Annotated in this window: 14 protein-coding genes; 7 read left to right on the forward strand and 7 right to left on the reverse strand. The window is 72.2% G+C overall.

Features of this window, described 5'->3' with window-relative positions; genetic code table 11:
• Positions 1–3: 3 nt before the first annotated feature.
• Complete coding sequence (locus tag AC060L_RS21495; RefSeq protein WP_483800462.1) at positions 4–654, reverse strand: ferric reductase-like transmembrane domain-containing protein; 651 nt, start codon at positions 652–654, stop codon at positions 4–6.
• Between the two features lie 207 nt (positions 655–861).
• Between AC060L_RS21495 and AC060L_RS21500 the strand changes: the two genes are divergently transcribed.
• Positions 862–2,085 carry a cation:proton antiporter domain-containing protein gene (locus tag AC060L_RS21500; protein WP_483800463.1) on the forward strand — a complete coding sequence of 408 codons (1,224 nt, stop codon included), beginning with the start codon at positions 862–864 and terminating at the stop codon, positions 2,083–2,085.
• Here AC060L_RS21500 and AC060L_RS21505 read toward each other — a convergent pair.
• From AC060L_RS21505 to AC060L_RS21530, 6 genes are all read right to left on the reverse strand, one after another.
• A complete protein-coding gene (locus AC060L_RS21505; protein WP_483800464.1) occupies positions 2,082–2,873 on the reverse strand; it encodes an amino acid ABC transporter permease in 792 nt (263 codons plus the stop codon). The genes AC060L_RS21500 and AC060L_RS21505 overlap by 4 nt on opposite strands.
• A complete protein-coding gene (locus AC060L_RS21510) occupies positions 2,870–3,508 on the reverse strand; it encodes an amino acid ABC transporter permease (protein WP_483800465.1) in 639 nt (212 codons plus the stop codon). The genes AC060L_RS21505 and AC060L_RS21510 overlap by 4 nt, the downstream gene beginning before the upstream one ends.
• Before the next feature lie 5 nt (positions 3,509–3,513).
• Positions 3,514–4,455, reverse strand: a complete 942-nt coding sequence (locus AC060L_RS21515) for a glutamate ABC transporter substrate-binding protein (RefSeq protein WP_483800466.1) — start codon at positions 4,453–4,455, stop codon at positions 3,514–3,516.
• 60 nt (positions 4,456–4,515) lie between these two features.
• Positions 4,516–5,283 carry an amino acid ABC transporter ATP-binding protein gene (locus tag AC060L_RS21520; protein ID WP_483800517.1) on the reverse strand — a complete coding sequence of 256 codons (768 nt, stop codon included), beginning with the start codon at positions 5,281–5,283 and terminating at the stop codon, positions 4,516–4,518.
• A 133-nt stretch (positions 5,284–5,416) separates the two neighbouring features.
• Positions 5,417–7,111 (reverse strand): flavin monoamine oxidase family protein, encoded by a 1,695-nt coding sequence (locus AC060L_RS21525; RefSeq protein ID WP_483800467.1) that lies wholly within the window; start codon positions 7,109–7,111, stop codon positions 5,417–5,419.
• Between the two features lie 89 nt (positions 7,112–7,200).
• A complete protein-coding gene (locus AC060L_RS21530; protein WP_483800468.1) occupies positions 7,201–7,944 on the reverse strand; it encodes a TetR/AcrR family transcriptional regulator in 744 nt (247 codons plus the stop codon).
• Between the two features lie 118 nt (positions 7,945–8,062).
• Between AC060L_RS21530 and AC060L_RS21535 the strand changes: the two genes are divergently transcribed.
• Genes AC060L_RS21535 through AC060L_RS21560 form a run of 6 tightly spaced genes read left to right on the forward strand, consistent with a single transcriptional unit; the run spans position 8,063 to position 15,186 of the window.
• On the forward strand, positions 8,063–9,769 hold the full coding sequence (locus AC060L_RS21535; protein ID WP_483800469.1) for an amidohydrolase: 1,707 nt from the start codon (positions 8,063–8,065) through the stop codon (positions 9,767–9,769).
• Positions 9,770–9,805: 36 nt separating this feature from the next.
• A complete protein-coding gene (locus AC060L_RS21540) occupies positions 9,806–11,494 on the forward strand; it encodes an ABC transporter substrate-binding protein (protein ID WP_483800470.1) in 1,689 nt (562 codons plus the stop codon).
• Entirely contained in the window at positions 11,491–12,450 is a 960-nt protein-coding gene (locus tag AC060L_RS21545; RefSeq protein WP_483800471.1) for an ABC transporter permease, read from the forward strand. The genes AC060L_RS21540 and AC060L_RS21545 overlap by 4 nt, the downstream gene beginning before the upstream one ends.
• Positions 12,447–13,310 carry an ABC transporter permease gene (locus tag AC060L_RS21550; protein WP_483800472.1) on the forward strand — a complete coding sequence of 288 codons (864 nt, stop codon included), beginning with the start codon at positions 12,447–12,449 and terminating at the stop codon, positions 13,308–13,310. The genes AC060L_RS21545 and AC060L_RS21550 overlap by 4 nt, the downstream gene beginning before the upstream one ends.
• Positions 13,307–14,356, forward strand: a complete 1,050-nt coding sequence (locus AC060L_RS21555) for an ABC transporter ATP-binding protein (protein WP_483800473.1) — start codon at positions 13,307–13,309, stop codon at positions 14,354–14,356. Before AC060L_RS21550 ends, AC060L_RS21555 begins: the two co-directional genes overlap by 4 nt.
• Positions 14,353–15,186, forward strand: coding sequence for an ABC transporter ATP-binding protein (locus tag AC060L_RS21560; protein WP_483800474.1), 834 nt, complete (start codon positions 14,353–14,355; stop codon positions 15,184–15,186). Before AC060L_RS21555 ends, AC060L_RS21560 begins: the two co-directional genes overlap by 4 nt.
• Positions 15,187–15,188: the final 2 nt, after the last annotated feature.

The raw sequence follows: 15,188 nt of genomic DNA on the forward strand, positions 1-15,188 counted from the left end.
CTGTCAACGCAGCCGGGACCGCGACGGCAGCGCCCGGATCAGGAAGGCCAGCAGGCAGGCCAGCGCACCGGCCGCGACCCCGACCGCGACCGGGTTGACGTGCCGCGGCTCCGGATGGACGGTCAGCACGTGCAGCCAGATCAGTGCGAACGCGAGGTAGCCGAGCTGGTGGAACCTCAGCCACCGCGCATAGCCGAGCTTCTGCTGCAGCCACACCGAGCACCCGACCGCGACGGCCAGCTCGGTGCCCAGCACGCCGAGGCCGACCGGTACCCGCTGCAGGTCCCCGGTGAACGGCACGAGCAGGTTCCCGACACCGATCGCCCAGACCGGCTGGTAGCAGAAGGTCACCCCGTGCAGCGCCCCGAAGATCAGCGCGGAGAGCGCGAGGGTCATGTGCGCGCCGTACACCGTCCGGCGATGGACGGTGCGCTGGAAGTAGCGCATCCGGAGCACCACCCCGAGCAGCACGGTGGTGACCATCAGCACGTAGGAGACGATCGCGGCCAGCCGGGCGATCCGGTGCACGCCCAGGTCGTACGGGATCTGCCGGTCGTAGGCGTCCAGCGGTGAGCCCGGAATCGGTACGACGGCGGCCGCCGCGGCCGGGCGAGCGCCGAGGACGGAGAGCAACACGGCGGAAGTCGAGGTCATGGATTTCTGGCTCCGGTCCTTCTGACGGGTGACCTCGGCGATCGTATGGTCGCGGCCGGCGGCGAACGCGTGCGCACAGCAGCGGCTAACCAACGTCTAAGGTCAGGCTAAACCCGGCCAGGCACCCGGGCGCGGGCCGTTCCCGGTCGTACGATCGTGATCACTTCGCAGCCGTCCGGTCACGCACCGGGAAAGGCAGGTGCCCGCGTGATCGCCCTGGCCGTCAGCATGGGCACGCTCTTCGCCTGGGCCCTGGTGGCCGGCCGGCTGGCGCGCTGGAGCGTCACGGCGCCGGTGGCCATGACCGCCGCGGGCGTGGTGCTGACCCTCGGCACGCACCCGCTGGTGCAGATCAACCTGACCACCTCGAACGCCGAGCACGCGGTCGAGATCATCCTCGCGGTGCTGCTCTTCACCGACGCCACCGAGGTGCCCACCGGGGTCGTGCACGCGCAGCGCGGGCTGCTGACCCGGCTGCTGGTCGTGGCCCTGCCGCTGACCCTGGCCACCGGCCTGCTGATGGGCGGCCTGCTCTTCTGGGGTGGCGGCTGGTGGCAGGCCGCGCTCCTCGCCACGGTGACGGTCCCCATCGACCTGGCCCCCGCCGCCGAGCTGATCCGCGACGCGCGGCTGCCGGCCTGGCTGCGCGGGGTGCTCACGGTCGAGAGCGGGCTGAACGACGGCGTCGTGGCCCCGGTCTTCCTGCTCTGCCTCGCGGGCTTCGAGGCGCACGGCGGCGTCCACGAGGTGCCCTCCGACCAGCTGGGGGACGCCGTCAACGCGCTGCTCTGGGCCCTGCTCGCCGGTCTTCTGGTGGGCCGGCCCGGCGGCTGGCTGCTGCGCCGCGCCTGGCGGGCCGGCTGGACCCGGCCCGCCGCGGTGCGGCTGGGGATCCTCGCGCTGCCGCTGGCGGCGTACGCGCTGGCGATGGAGCTGCACGGCAACGGCTTCGTCGCCGCGTTCGTGGCCGGCCTCTGCTTCACCCCGTACTCCCGGGAGCTGCCGGCGCAGGCCCTGCACCTGGTGGAGGACACCGGCACGCTGCTCTCGCTGGCGGTCTGGTTCGTCTTCGGCAAGATCGTCACCCAGGCCTTCACCGGCGCCTTCGACGGCCGGGTGGTGGCGTACGCGGCCCTGTCGCTGACGGTGGTGCGGATCCTGCCGGTGCTGCTCAGCCTGCGCGGCAGCGACCTGGACCGGGCCGACCGCTGGTTGCTGGCCTGGCTGGGTCCGCGCGGCCTGGCGTCCATCGTCTTCGGCCTGCTCGCCTTCATCGCCCTGGCCCCGGCCGACCCGCATGCCGCCGACCTGGTCGGCCAGGTGATGACGATGACGGTGCTGATGAGCCTGCTCCTGCACGGCCTGACCTACGGCCCGCTGGCCGCGCGCTACGCACGGGCACGCGAGCGGGCCGCTCCCGGGCAGACCTAGCTCCGGCGGCGCTCCAGCCAGGTGGCCAGGGTGGACAGGGCGGTGTTGAGGAGGACGAAGCAGGCTGCCGCGACCAGGTAGGTGGGCAGCACGCTGTGGTAGTACTCGCCCAGCACCTGGGCCTCGTGCAGGAGTTCGAGGTAGCTGACCACATAGCCGAGGGTGGAGTCCTTCAGCAGCCGGACCAGCTGGCTGACCAGGCTCGGGACCAGCCGGCTGACCGCCTGCGGGATCACCACCCAGGTCATCGCCTGCCAGTACGTCATGCCGAGGCTGTACGCGGCCTCGGACTGGCCGCGGTCCAGGGCCAGCACACCGGCCCGGAAGATCTCGGACAGCGCGGCCGCGTTGACGAGCACGATCGGGACGACCAGCTGCCAGAACACCGGCAGGGTGAGCCCGGCCCGGGGCAGGCCGAACAGGAAGACGTACAGCAGCAACAGCAGCGGTACGGCCCGGAACAACTCCACGTAGCCACGGGCCGGCGCCCGTGCCCATCGGCTGCGGCCGAGCCGGACCAGCGCGATCAACGCGCCCAGCGGCAGCGCCAGTCCGGCGGCGACGGCGGTGACCAGCAGGGTCCGGCCGACGCCGTCGAGCAGGAACCGGATGATCGGCCACTGGGTGAACATCTGCCACTGGGCAGCGGCCAGTTGCCCGTGCGCGGCGAACTGGCGCAGCGCCAGGGCCAGCAGCCCGGCCAGCACCAGGAGCGAGGCGATCGTGGCGATCCGGATCCGGCGCCGGCCCCGCGGGCCCGGGGCGTCGAACAGCTGGTCGTCGTTCACCGTTTCATCGCCACCTTCCGTTCGATCCGGCCTGCGATCAGCCCGGAGGTCAGGGTGATGGCCACGTAGACCACCGTGGTCAGCGCGAAGGTGGTCAGTGGGTTGTCGTACTTGATCGTCACCAGCTGTGCCTGGCCGGTGAGTTCGGGCACGCCGACGGCGGCGGCCAGCGAGGTGCCCAGCGCCAGGCCGATGAACACGTTGCCCAGCGGCTGCACCATCGAGCGCAGCGCCTGCGGGATCACCACGTGGCGCAGGCACTGCGTGAAGGTCAGGCCGAGCGCCCGGGCCGCCTCGATCTGCCCGCGCGGCACGGTCCGCACGCCCGAGCGCACCACCTCGCAGACGAAGGCGGCCCAGTACAGCGCCATGGTGAGCGACACCGTCGTGAACAGCGGGTAGAGCAGCCCGACTTCTGGCATCCCGAAGACGAACAGCACCAGCAGCACCAGCAGCGGAATGTTGCGGAACGCCGTGACGTACGCAGCGCCGGCCAGCCGCAGCGGGGGGATCGGGCTGATCCGGCAGATCGCCAGCAGTACCCCCAGCAGCAGCGCGCCCGCGGCGGCCAGCGCCGTCATCTCCACGGTGCGCAGCAGGCCGTCGCCGAGCTGGCTCAGGACCCCGGTCGGCACCGGACTCAGCTCCCGGCGGCCGAGCCGATGACGGGCGGCGTCGGGGCGTCACCGGCGAGTTCGGTGCCGACCGTCGCCTTCCAGAGCTTGGCCCACTCGCCGTCCGACTCGATCAGCTTCAGCCAGTCGTTGACGAAGGCCTTCATGGCGGGCGAGTCCAGCGGCACGCCGATGCCGTACGGCTCGTCGGTGAACGGCTGTCCGACCACCTTGACGCTCTTGTCCCGGGCCGCGTCGCCCAACAGCAGTGCCTGGTCCAGCACATACGCGTCGGTCCGGCCCTGTTCCACGGCCTGCTGGCACTCGGCGTTGGTCTGGAACAGCACGATCTTGGCGCTCGGCGCGAACTGCTTGATGTCGTTGGCGGCGGTCGAACTCGTCTCGGTGCAGACCGACTTGCCGTTGAGGTCGGCCGCCTTGGTGATGCCGGTGTCGGACGACTTGACCAGGATCGCGTCGCCGGAGGAGTAGTACGGGCCCGCGAAGCCGACCTTCTGCGCACGGGCCGGGGTGATGGTGTAGGTGGCGATCACCGTGTCCACCGTGCCGTTCTGCAGCAGCACTTCACGGGTGGTGGCGTCGACCTGGACCCGGTTGGTGCTCGGCCTGCCGATGATGTACTTGGCGAGCATGTCGGCCAGGCCCGCGTCGAAACCGGTCACCTTGCCGCTGACCGGGTCCTTGAGGGCGAAGAGTGCCGCGGCGTCGGTGCCGCCGACGTTCAGTGTGCCGTGGGCCTTGATCTTCGCCATCAGGCTGCCGGCCGGGATGGCCGAGGCGTCGGCCACCGGCGCGTCGTCGATCACCTGCTGGTAGCCGACCCCGGACGCGGACGAGCCGGGTGGGGCCGGCAGTTTGCCGGCGGAACTGCTGCACGCGGTCAGACCGGCCGCGACCGTCAGGGTCAGCAGCAGCGCCGGGGCGGCGAGGGAGGAGCGTGTGGTCAAGAGGGAGTCTCCTTGCTGGCGTTGGGAGCCCACAGGTGGTGCGGCGATCAGGGTCGGCCGTCAGTGCCGCAGGATCTTGGCGAGGAAGTCGCGGGCGCGGTCGGTGTCCGGGTGATCGAAGAAGACGTCGGGCGGCGCGGTCTCCACGATCCGGCCCTGGTCCATGAACGCCACCCGATCGGCGGCGCGGCGGGCGAATCCCATCTCGTGCGTCACCACGAGCATGGTCATGCCCTCGGCGGCGAGTTCGGTCATCACCGCCAGCACTTCGCCGATCATCTCGGGATCCAGTGCGGAGGTGGGTTCGTCGAACAGGATCAGCCGCGGGTCCATCGCCAGGGTCCGGGCGATCGCGACGCGTTGCTGCTGCCCGCCGGAGAGCTCGGCCGGGTGCGCGGCGGCCTTGTCGGCGAGCCCGACCCGGTCGAGCAGCTCCCGCGCGCGGGCCTCGGCCTGCTCGCGGGGCAGCCCGCGCACCCGGACCGGCGCGAGCGTGATGTTGTCCAGCACGGTCCGGTGCCCGAACAGGTTGAACGACTGGAACACCATGCCGACCTGGGCGCGCAGACGGGCGAGTTCGCGGCCTTCGGCCGGGATCGGGGTGCCGTCCAGGATGATCTCGCCGGAGTCGATGGTCTCCAGCCGGTTCACGCACCGGCAGAGCGTCGACTTGCCGGATCCGGAGGCGCCCAGCAGCACCACGACCTCGCCCGGCCGCACATCGAGATCGACGTCGCGCAGCACGTGCGCCTGCCCGTAGTGCTTGTTGACTCTCCTGAGCTGCAGCAGCGCGTCCGCGCCGGCAGCGCTGTCAGGACCACTCGCCACGGACACCTCGCGCACCGTCTCGACCCCGACGGCCCGCGATCCGTGGGCCGGACCGGGTACCTACCCACAACAGGCCTTCACCAAGGCGAAGATGAGAGACCGTTATATATCGTGCGAGCAGCGGCCCGTGAGCTCAGACCTGCGCCGTGATCTCCGCCGCCACCCGCTCGCCCGACGCCACGGCCGCGTTGAGGGTCGCGTTGTCGACGTCGGTGTGCTCGCCGGCGAAGTGGATCCCGCCCTCCTGGGCCGCCTCGTAGCCGGCGATCGTGGTGTACTGCCCGACCTCGTAGTAGTGGTAGGCGCCGAGGTGCCACGGGTCGAGCGACCAGTGGTCCTCGTAGGCGAGGCCGTTGTAGGCGGCCGTGGTGCCGGGGTAGACCTGCTCGATCTGGCCGAGGAACCGGTTCACGTCGGCGGCCGGCGCCGGGCCGTGGGCGGCGCCGGTGAGGACGCTGCGGGCGGTGTTCCCACCGGGGAAGTTGACCAGCAGTGCCGGGCCGCCGCCGGGCCCGAGCTGCACCGAGCCGTCCCAGGCGGTCTGGTAGCCGCTCGGGGCGGTGTTGCTGATGCCGTTGTAGCCCAGGGCGGGCCAGGTCTTGGTCCGCAGCTGGGTGACCAGCTTCGCGTTCTGGCCCATGCCCTGGCACTGGATCGCCTGCAGCTTCAACGGCGAGAGGCCGGCCCTGGAGAGGTCCACGGTGCGCAGGGTGCTGAACGGCAGCGCGAGGACCAGGTGGTCCGCCTGGACGCAGACGCTGGACCCGCCGCCGTCGGTGCGGTCGAAGGTGCAGGTGTAGCTGCCGTTGCTTGTCTGCGCCACGGCCACCAGCCGGTAGCCCTGCTGCACGGTGCCCGGGGGCAGGTGCGCGACCATGGTGCTGACCAGCTGGTCGTTGCCGCCGACGATATGGTACTTCTCGTCGAATCCGGGGGCGCCGTCGAAGGTCGCGGAGCCACCCAGGAATCCGATCATGCCGATCGCCGAGGCCTGCGCGGGCTCGCCACCGCCCTGCAACTGGATCGACTGGATGAGCAGGTTCAGCGCGGAGCCGGCGGGCAGGCCGATCTCGGCCAGGTAGTCGAGGCAGGAGAGCCGGTCGAGCCGCTGCCCCTCCGCTGTCGCGCCGTTCCAGCGCGGGGTGCCCATGGCGGCGTAGGAGGCGGCGAAGGCGGGGTAGGCCTCGGCGACCCAGTCGGCCTGCTGCTGCGGGCCGTCGTACCGCGCGCCGTCGATCCGGCCGGCGTAGTCGCCCGAGTCGAGCGAACCGCCGTTGGCGTACTCGGTCTTGAGGCCGAAGGAGGAGGCGAGCCGGAGCACGGCGGTGTCGGTGGAACTGATGAACGAGCCGCCGTGCTCGCTGACCATGCCGTCGGCGAAGTAGCCGCGCAGCGACCAGCACCGGCCGCCGAGGTGGGTGGTGTCGGCCTCGTAGACGGTGCCGGCGAGCGGCCGCGCGCCGGTCCAGAGCTGGTGCGCGCAGCGCAGCCCCGCCAGGCCCGCGCCGACGATCACGACGCGTGGCGCGGTGACGGAGTTCGCGGCCGCGGCGGGGTCCGGCGCGGCGGCCGCGTGGGCGGCCCCGGCCAGCGAGGCGGCGGCGGCCGCACCTGCGCCGGCGGCCAGGAGTTGACGGCGGCTCAGCTGGTGCGCGGCCCGCTCGGCCCGCTCGGCCCGCTCGCCGGCGACCTCGGCGACGGGCATGCCGCGCCGTCGGGCCTCGCCCTCCAGCGAGAAGGCGAGGCCGAGGCCGGCCGGCATCCCGGTGCGGGTGGTGGTGGTGCGGGTGGTGGATGGGGTGTTCGGTCTGGCTGGTTCCCGGTCCATGGCAGAGCCCCTCTCTGGGGGATCGAACTGTTGACCAGGAGTGAACGGCGCCGCAACGGTGTTGTCAACAACGTTGCGCAGATTGGCTCCTACCGGCCCTTGCCGGGGACGGCGGCCAGCTCCGCCGCCCGTCGCTCGATCGCCGTGATCAGCGCCTCGACCCGGACCCGGTAGACGCCGTCCTGGGTGACCTGCGCCAACTCCTTGGCCACCGTCGTGATCTGGGGGAACGCGACCGGATCGACCAGCCGGTACTCCCGGGTCCAGGACGCTTCGTCCGCCGCTCGTGCCTCGGGGGAGAAGAGCAGGTAGGCCGCGCGCTGGCCGACCAGGGCGAGCAGCGAGTCGCCGACCATCCGGTAGTGGACCGCCGCCTCGGCGCCGGTCAGGCCGGCCTCGGTGACCGCACCGAGGATCAGCTCGACGATGCGGAACTCGTTGGTCCGGCGGGTGGTCCGGCTGGCCATCGCCGAGGCGACGGCCGGGTACTTGAGCGCGACCGCGAGCGAGCCGTCGGCCAGGGCGCGGATCCGGTCCTGCCAGCCCAGGCCATCGGGGATGCTGTCCAGCACCTCGCCGAGGGTGCGGTCGGCTACTTCCAGCAGCAGGTCGTCCTTGTCGCGGAAGTGGCGGTAGACGGCGGTCGGATCGGCGCCGAGCTCCTCGCCGAGGCGTCGCACGGTGAAGGCGTCGGCGCCGCCGCGGGCGGCGATCCGCAGGCTCGCTTCGATGATCGTTTCGGGACTGAGCTGGCTCCCCGAGCGCCGGTTGCGCGCGCGGGAGGGCGCCGCCGCGGCCTGCGAGGGGGACGGGTTCGAGGCTGACTTCGACATGGTGCCGCCAGTGTAGCGACGCGGCCCCGGCTGCGCGCAACAGTGTTGACACTACCGTTGACAACACCGTTGCGCAGCGCTTCACTCCTCTTCACCACCACTCGGGAGGGAACAGCGGATGAATGCTGAAGAACCGTCACGTCATGCTGCCGACTTACTCTTTCGCGGCGGCCGGGTGTTCACCGCGACCGGCGGCGCGCCGGTGCCGGCCGCCGTCGCCGTCCGCGACGGACTCATCCAGGCGGTCGGCGACGAGCGCGAGCTGCGCGAGCAGCTGACCGGCCCGGCCACCGAGGTGATCGACCTCGACGGCGGGCTGCTGGCGCCGGGCTTCCAGGACGCCCATGTGCATCCGGTGGTCGCCGGGGTGCAGTTGCTCCGCTGCGACCTGTCCGGCCGGCGCAGCATCGACGACTACCTGGCGGCCGTCGCCGGCTACGCGGCCGAGCACCCGGACGCCGAGTGGATCTGCGGCGGCGGCTGGTCGATGGACGTCTTCCCCGACGGCATCCCCACCCGGGTCATGCTCGACGCCGTCGTCCCGCACCGCCCGGTGCTGCTCACCAACCGCGACGGGCACGGCGCCTGGGTCAACACCCGCGCCCTGGAGCTGGCCGGCGTGGGCCGCGACACCGCTGACCCGGCCGACGGCCGGATCGAGCGGGAGCCGGACGGCACCCCGATCGGCACCCTCCAGGAGGGCGCCATGGACCTGGTGGCCCGGCACGTCCCCGCCGCCACCCCCGCCGAGGCGCGGGCCGGGCTGCTGGCCGCCCAGCGGTACCTGTTCTCGCTCGGCGTCACCGCCTGGCAGGACGCCATGATCGGCAGCTTCCCCGGCAATCCGGACAACTACCCCGTCTACCTCGATGCCGCCCGCGACGGATCGCTGCTGGCCCGCGTGGTCGGCGCGCTCTGGTGGGACCGCCGGCGCGGTCTCGAACAGATCCCCGAGCTGGTGGAGCGCCGGCTGCACGGCCGGGTCGGCCGGTTCAACGCCACCACCGTCAAGATCATGCAGGACGGCATCGCGGAGAACTTCACCGCGAGCATGCTGGAGCCCTACCTCGATGCCTGCGGCTGCGCCACCGCCAACTCCGGCCTCAGCTTTGTCGATCCGGCCGTGCTCCGCGCCGCGGTGCCGCAACTCGACGCGCTCGGCTTCCAGTTGCACTTCCACGCCCTCGGCGACCGGGCCGTCCGCGAGGTGCTCGACGCGCTGGAGCTGGCCCGGAGCGCGAACGGCGCCAACGACAACCGGCACCACCTCGCGCACCTCCAGGTCGTCCACCCGGATGACATCAAGCGGTTCGCCGAACTCGGTGCCGCCGCCAACATCCAGGCCCTCTGGGCGGCCCACGAGCCGCAGATGGACGAGCTCACCATCCCCTTCCTCGGCCCCGAACGAGCCGCCCTGCAGTACCCGTTCGGCGACCTGGCCCGCGCCGGCGCGCGGATCGTCGCGGGCAGTGACTGGTCGGTGAGCAGCCCCAACCCGCTCTGGGGCATGCACGTCGCCGTCAACCGCTCGGCTCCCCGGCACCAGGTGGGTCCCCACCATCAGACCCAGCGCGGCGGCGCCGCTCGGCGGCCCTTCTACCCGGAACAGGCGCTGACGCTCGCCCAGGCCTTCACCGCCTACACCGCCGGCAGCGCCTGGGCGAACCACCTCGACGCCGAGACCGGGACCGTCGAACCCGGCAAGTGCGCCGATCTGGTGGTGCTCGACCGGGATCCGTTCGCGGGACCGGTCGAGGAGATCGGCTCCGCCAGGGTCCGGATGACCTTCGTCGACGGTCGGGCCGTCCACGTCACCACCAGCTGACCACATGACGTTTTTCTGCTTCCGGAGGCTCCCCCCGTGACCAGAACGCTGACCAGAACAAGACCGCTGACCCGAACCAGACCGCGCCGAGCCGCCCTGGCCGCTCTCCCGCTCGCCGCCCTCGCGCTGACCTCGTGCAGCGGCACCGCCCACCAGGGCGGCTCGGCGGCCGGCGGCGCCCGCTACCAGCTGACCGCCCGCACCGCGCAGGCCGTCGGCGACGTCGACTCCTTCACCTGGTCGCTGTTCGCCGAGCCGGTCTCGATCGACTACGCCTTCTCCTTCGACTACCCGCCCAACACGGTGCTGGCCAACGTCTGCGAGAGCCTGCTGCGCTGGAACCCGGACCTGACCACCTCGCCCGGTCTGGCCACCGCGTTCGCCAACCCCACCCCCACCACCTGGGTCTACACGATCCGCAGCGGCGTCCACTTCCACGACGGCACGCCGCTGACCGCCGACGACGTGGTCGCCTCGCTGCGCCGCAATCTCGATCCGAGCCTGGGCAGCGACTGGGCCTACCCCTTCCGCAACGTCAAGTCCGTGGACCGGACCGGCCCGATGCAGGTCACGGTCACGCTCGACACCCCCGACGCCACCTTCAACGAGTACATGGCCGCCGGCCCCGGCACCGTCGAGTCCGCCGCCACGCTGCAGGCGGACGGCAAGGACTACGGCAACCCCGCGAAGGGCGTCAACTGCACCGGCCCGTTCGCGTTCTCGTCCTGGACCCCCGGGCAGTCGATCGTGCTCAAGCGGTTCGACGACTACTGGGACCCGTCGCTGCGGGCCAAGGCGAAGCAGGTGAAGTTCGTCTTCCTCTCCGACGAGACCGCCCGGGTCAACGCCTTCCAGAGCGGTGAGGTGGACGGCGGCTGGATGGTCCCGGCCGACTCCTACGCGCAACTGGCCCGCTCCGACAAGGGAAAGCTGTACTACGGCCAGAACACCACGGTCGCCGACGAGGTGGTGGGCAACCTCAAGGGCCCGCTCGGCGACGCGCGGGTGCGGCAGGCGCTGCTGATGGCGATCGACCGCAAGGGCATCGTCAAGGCCGGCGTGGGCGGGGTCGGCGAGGTGGCCGACTCGCTGGTCACCCGCAACAACTGGAACAACAGCCCGCAGAGCACCGTCGATCCGCTGCTGAAGGGCCTGCCGCAGTACCCGTACGACCCGGCCAAAGCCCGGCAACTCGCCGCGAGCGCAGGCGTGAACGGCCAGTCGGTGGTCATCGCCAGCAGCCCGCTCGACTCGCAGAGCACGATCATCACCCAGGCCGTCGAACAGGCCGCGACCGCCATCGGGTTGAAGCCGCAGATCGACACCATCTCGCCGGACAAGTACACCGCGCTCTTCACCGACCCGGCCGCGCGCAAGGGCATCGACCTCTTCGAGACCTTCTGGTACACCTCGATCACCGACCCGCTGGACATGTACGGTTCGCTGCAGACCGGTGCGTTCAGCAACTACGGCAACTGGTCGGACCCGCAGTTCGACGCCGCCGTCAACGAGGCCGTCGGCACCGCGGATCCGGCCGCACACGCCGCCGCGGCGGCCAAGGCCCAGCAGATCGCGATGGACCAACTGCCCTGGCTGCCGCTCTACACCGAGCCGGTCTCGGTCTTCCTCGGCAACCGGATCACCGGCCTGCAGCCCTCGATCGACTACCTGTACTACCCCTGGGCCGCCGAGATCGGGGCCAAGGGAATCGGGGCCAAGGGATGAGCCTGGCGCTCGCCATCCTGCGCAAGCTGGCCGGCACCGCCGTGACGCTGCTGATCACCTCGTTCCTGGTCTTCTCCTCGCTCTACCTCGCGCCCGGCGACCCGGTCTCCTTCCTGGTCCGCGGACGCAGCCCGAGCCCCTCCGAACTCGCCTCGATCCGCCACCAGTTCGGCTTCGACCAGCCCTTCCTGCTGCGCTACTGGCACTGGCTGGACGCCGTGCTGCACGGCGACTTCGGCCGCTCCTACCTGTTCCACCAGAGCGTCGGCGCCGTCATCGCGGCCCGGCTGCCCGCCTCGCTCCTGCTGGTCGCCGTCGCCACCGTGCTGATCGCCGTGGTCGGCATCGGCGCGGGCGCGCTCGGGGCGCTACGCCGCGGCACCCGGACGGACGGCACCGTGCTGATGCTGGTCACCGTCGGCGCGGCCGTCCCGTCCTTCGCCGCGGCGATCGTGCTGCGGTCCGTGTTCGGGGTGAGGCTGGGCTGGTTCCCCACCATCGGCAACGGCACCGGCCTGCTGGACCAGTTGCACCACGTGGTGCTGCCCGCGATCGCGCTCGCGGTGACCTTCATGGCCCTGGTCACCCGGGTCACCCGCAGCGCGATGCTGGACCAACTCGGCCGCGAGCACGTCGAGGTGGCGCTCAGCCGGGGCACGCCGCGGTTCGCCGTGCTGCGCCGCCACGTGTTCCGCAACGCGCTCGGGCCGATCGTCACCGTCTCCGGCCTGCTGGTCTCGGGCATGCTCGTCAGCACCGCGATCGTGGAGACCGCCTTCGGGATGTCCGGGATCGGCTCGCTGCTGGTGCAGTGCGTGGACGAGCTCGACTTCCAGGTCGTGCAGGCGCTGGTGCTGCTGGTGGTCGCGGCCTTCGTGCTGGTCAACACGGCGGTGGACCTGCTGTATCCGCTGATCGACCCGCGGGTCGGCAGAACGGGCGGGGGCCTGCGATGAGCACCGACACCGGTATTTCCACGGTCCGTCCGGTCGTCGGCCGGGTGCTGCACCGACTCGCCGGCCGGGACCGGCTGTTCCGGCTCTGCCTGGGCCTGCTGGCCGTCCTGGTCGTGGTGGCGCTGCTCGCGCCGTGGCTGGCACCGCAGGACCCGACGGTCGGCGACTTCGCCGACACCATGGCCGGGCCGGGCGCCGCGCACTGGCTCGGCACCGACCAGGGCGGCCACGACACCTTCTCCGCCCTGCTGGAGGGAGCCAGGACCAGCCTGCTCGGCCCGCTCGGCGTCGTCGTCTTCTCCAGCGTCGGCGGCATCGCCGTCGGGCTCTTCAGCGGCTGGCGCGGCGGCTGGGTGGACGCGGTGATCAGCCGGGTGCTCGACATCCTCTTCGCCTTCCCGTCGCTGCTGCTGGCGATCCTCGCCGTGGCGCTGTTCGGCAAGGGGCTGGGCGCACCGGTGCTGGGCATGGCCATCGCCTACCTGCCCTACACCGCCCGTCTGGTGCGCGGCCTGACCGGCCAGGAGAAGACCCGTCCGTACGTCGCCGCGTACCTGGTCCAGGGCCATGCGCCGGCCTACGTCGCGGTCCGCGGCCTGCTGCCGAACATCGCACCGACCGTGCTCGCGATGTCCACCGTCAACTTCGGCTACGCGTTGCTGGACCTGGCCGCGCTCTCGTTCCTGGGGCTCGGCGTGCAGCCGCCGACGCCGGACTGGGGCGCGATGATCAACCACGCGCAGTCGGCCGTGCTGGCCGGGCAGCCGCTCTCGGCGGTGGTGCCGGTGGTGGCCGTGGTGGCGACGGTGGTGGCGTTCAACGTGGTCGGCGAGCGGCTGGGAGAGAGGGGCACACGGTGAGCGGCTCATTGCTGGAGATCGGCCCGCTGCGGGATATCGGCCCGCTGCTGGAGATCGACGGCCTGACGGTCGAACTGCCCGGCACCGCGCGGCCCGTGCTCGACGCGGTCGGCCTGCGGGTGGCGGCCGGTGAGGTCGTGGGGCTGGTCGGGGAGTCGGGCTCCGGGAAGTCGGTGACCGCGCGGGCCGCGCTCGGGCTGCTCCCGGCGGGTGCGCGGTACGGCGGCCGGGTGCTGGTGGAGGGGGAGGACGTGCTCGGTGCGGGCCAGGCCCGGCTGCGCGCGGTCCGGTCCGCCGCGGTGTCGATGATCTTCCAGGACCCTCGCGCGGGCATCAACCCGGTCCGCCGGATCGGCGACTTCCTCACCGAGCCACTGCGCCTGACGCACCGCTGGACGCGGCGCCGGGCCGAGGAGCGTGCGGTCGAGCTGCTGGCGGCCGTCGGCCTGCCGGAGCCGTCGCGCCAGCTGGGGCGGTACCCGCACCAGCTGTCGGGCGGGATGCTGCAGCGCGTCATGATCGCCGGCGCGCTGGTCGGCGAGCCGCGCCTGCTGCTCTGCGACGAGCCGACCACCGCCCTCGACGTCAGCACCCAGGCGGAGATCCTCGCGCTGCTCGGCCGGCTCCAGCGTGACCGGGGCCTCGGCCTGCTGCTGATCACCCATGACATCGAGCTGGCGGCGGCGAGCTGCGACCGGGTGTACGTGATGTACGCGGGGCGGATCGTGGAGCACGCGACGGCGGCGGAGCTGTTCGCCCGGCCGCGGCACCCCTACACGATCGGCCTGCTCGGATCGACCCCGCCGCTGGCGGGCCCGCTGGAGCGGCTCCGACCGGTGCCCGGCACGCCGATCGGCCTGGACGAGGCGGCGCCGGGGTGCGCGTTCGCACCGCGCTGCGCGTTCGCCTCGGTCGGGCGGTGCGACCAGGAGGCACCGGCCCTGTTGCCACTGGTCGACAACTCCGGCGACGCCAGCCGGGCGGTGGCCTGCGTGCGCGTGGCCGAGATCCCGTCCCCCACCGATACCGAGGAGGTCCACCCGTGAAAGCGCTGCTGGAGGTCACCGGACTGCGCAAGGAGTTCGGCCGCACGCTCGCCGTCGACGGGGTCTCGTTCTCGCTGCCGCCCGGCGGTGCGCTGGGACTGGTCGGCGAGTCCGGCTCCGGCAAGACGACCACCGCCCGGATGCTGGTCGGCCTGGAGCGCCCGGACGCCGGCACGATCACGGTCCTCGGCAGGCCACTGGCGCCCGCCGTGCACGGTCGTGCGGCGCGGCTGGCCCGGGCCAAGGCCGTGCAGATGGTCTACCAGGACCCGTACCTCTCCCTGGACCCGCGGCTGACCATCGGCGACACCCTCGACGGCGTGCTGCGGCTGCACGGCCACCGCGACCGCCCGGCCCGCGCCACCCGGGTCCGCGAACTGCTCGCCCAGGTCGGCCTCGGCAGTCGCGAGGCCGCCGCCCACCCACGCCGGCTCTCCGGCGGCCAGCGCCAGCGCGCCGCGATCGCCCGGGCTCTCGCGGTCGAGCCGGCGGTGCTGGTCCTCGACGAGGCGGTCTCCGCCCTGGACGTCTCGGTCCAGGCCCAGGTGCTCAACCTCCTGACCGACATCCGCCGCGAGGCCGGCATCGGCCTGGTCTTCGTCAGCCACGACCTCGCCGTGGTGCGGTACGTCTGCGACGAGGCCCTGGTCCTGTGGCAGGGCCGCCCGGTCGAGCACCGCGCGCTGCCCGACCTGCTGACGGCGCCCGAGCACCCGTACACCCGTCTGCTACTGGCGTCGGTACCCCACCCGGGCTGGGACCCGGAAGACATCGCACACCGGCGCCGCGCGCTGAACGCGGCCCCGGAGCGTGATCACCGGTCTCAGTGACC

The sequence above is a fragment of the Kitasatospora sp. NEAU-69 genome (assembly GCF_057158765.1).

Excerpts from the sequence above, each read along its gene's own strand:
- AC060L_RS21535 (WP_483800469.1), top strand. The coding sequence starts at position 8,063 with ATGAATGCTGAAGAACCGTCACGTCATGCTGCCGACTTACTCTTTCGC.
- AC060L_RS21530 (WP_483800468.1), bottom strand. The coding sequence starts at position 7,944 with ATGTCGAAGTCAGCCTCGAACCCGTCCCCCTCGCAGGCCGCGGCGGCG.
- AC060L_RS21550 (WP_483800472.1), top strand. The coding sequence starts at position 12,447 with ATGAGCACCGACACCGGTATTTCCACGGTCCGTCCGGTCGTCGGCCGG.
- AC060L_RS21495 (WP_483800462.1), bottom strand. The coding sequence starts at position 654 with ATGACCTCGACTTCCGCCGTGTTGCTCTCCGTCCTCGGCGCTCGCCCG.
- AC060L_RS21525 (WP_483800467.1), bottom strand. The coding sequence starts at position 7,111 with ATGGACCGGGAACCAGCCAGACCGAACACCCCATCCACCACCCGCACC.
- AC060L_RS21545 (WP_483800471.1), top strand. The coding sequence starts at position 11,491 with ATGAGCCTGGCGCTCGCCATCCTGCGCAAGCTGGCCGGCACCGCCGTG.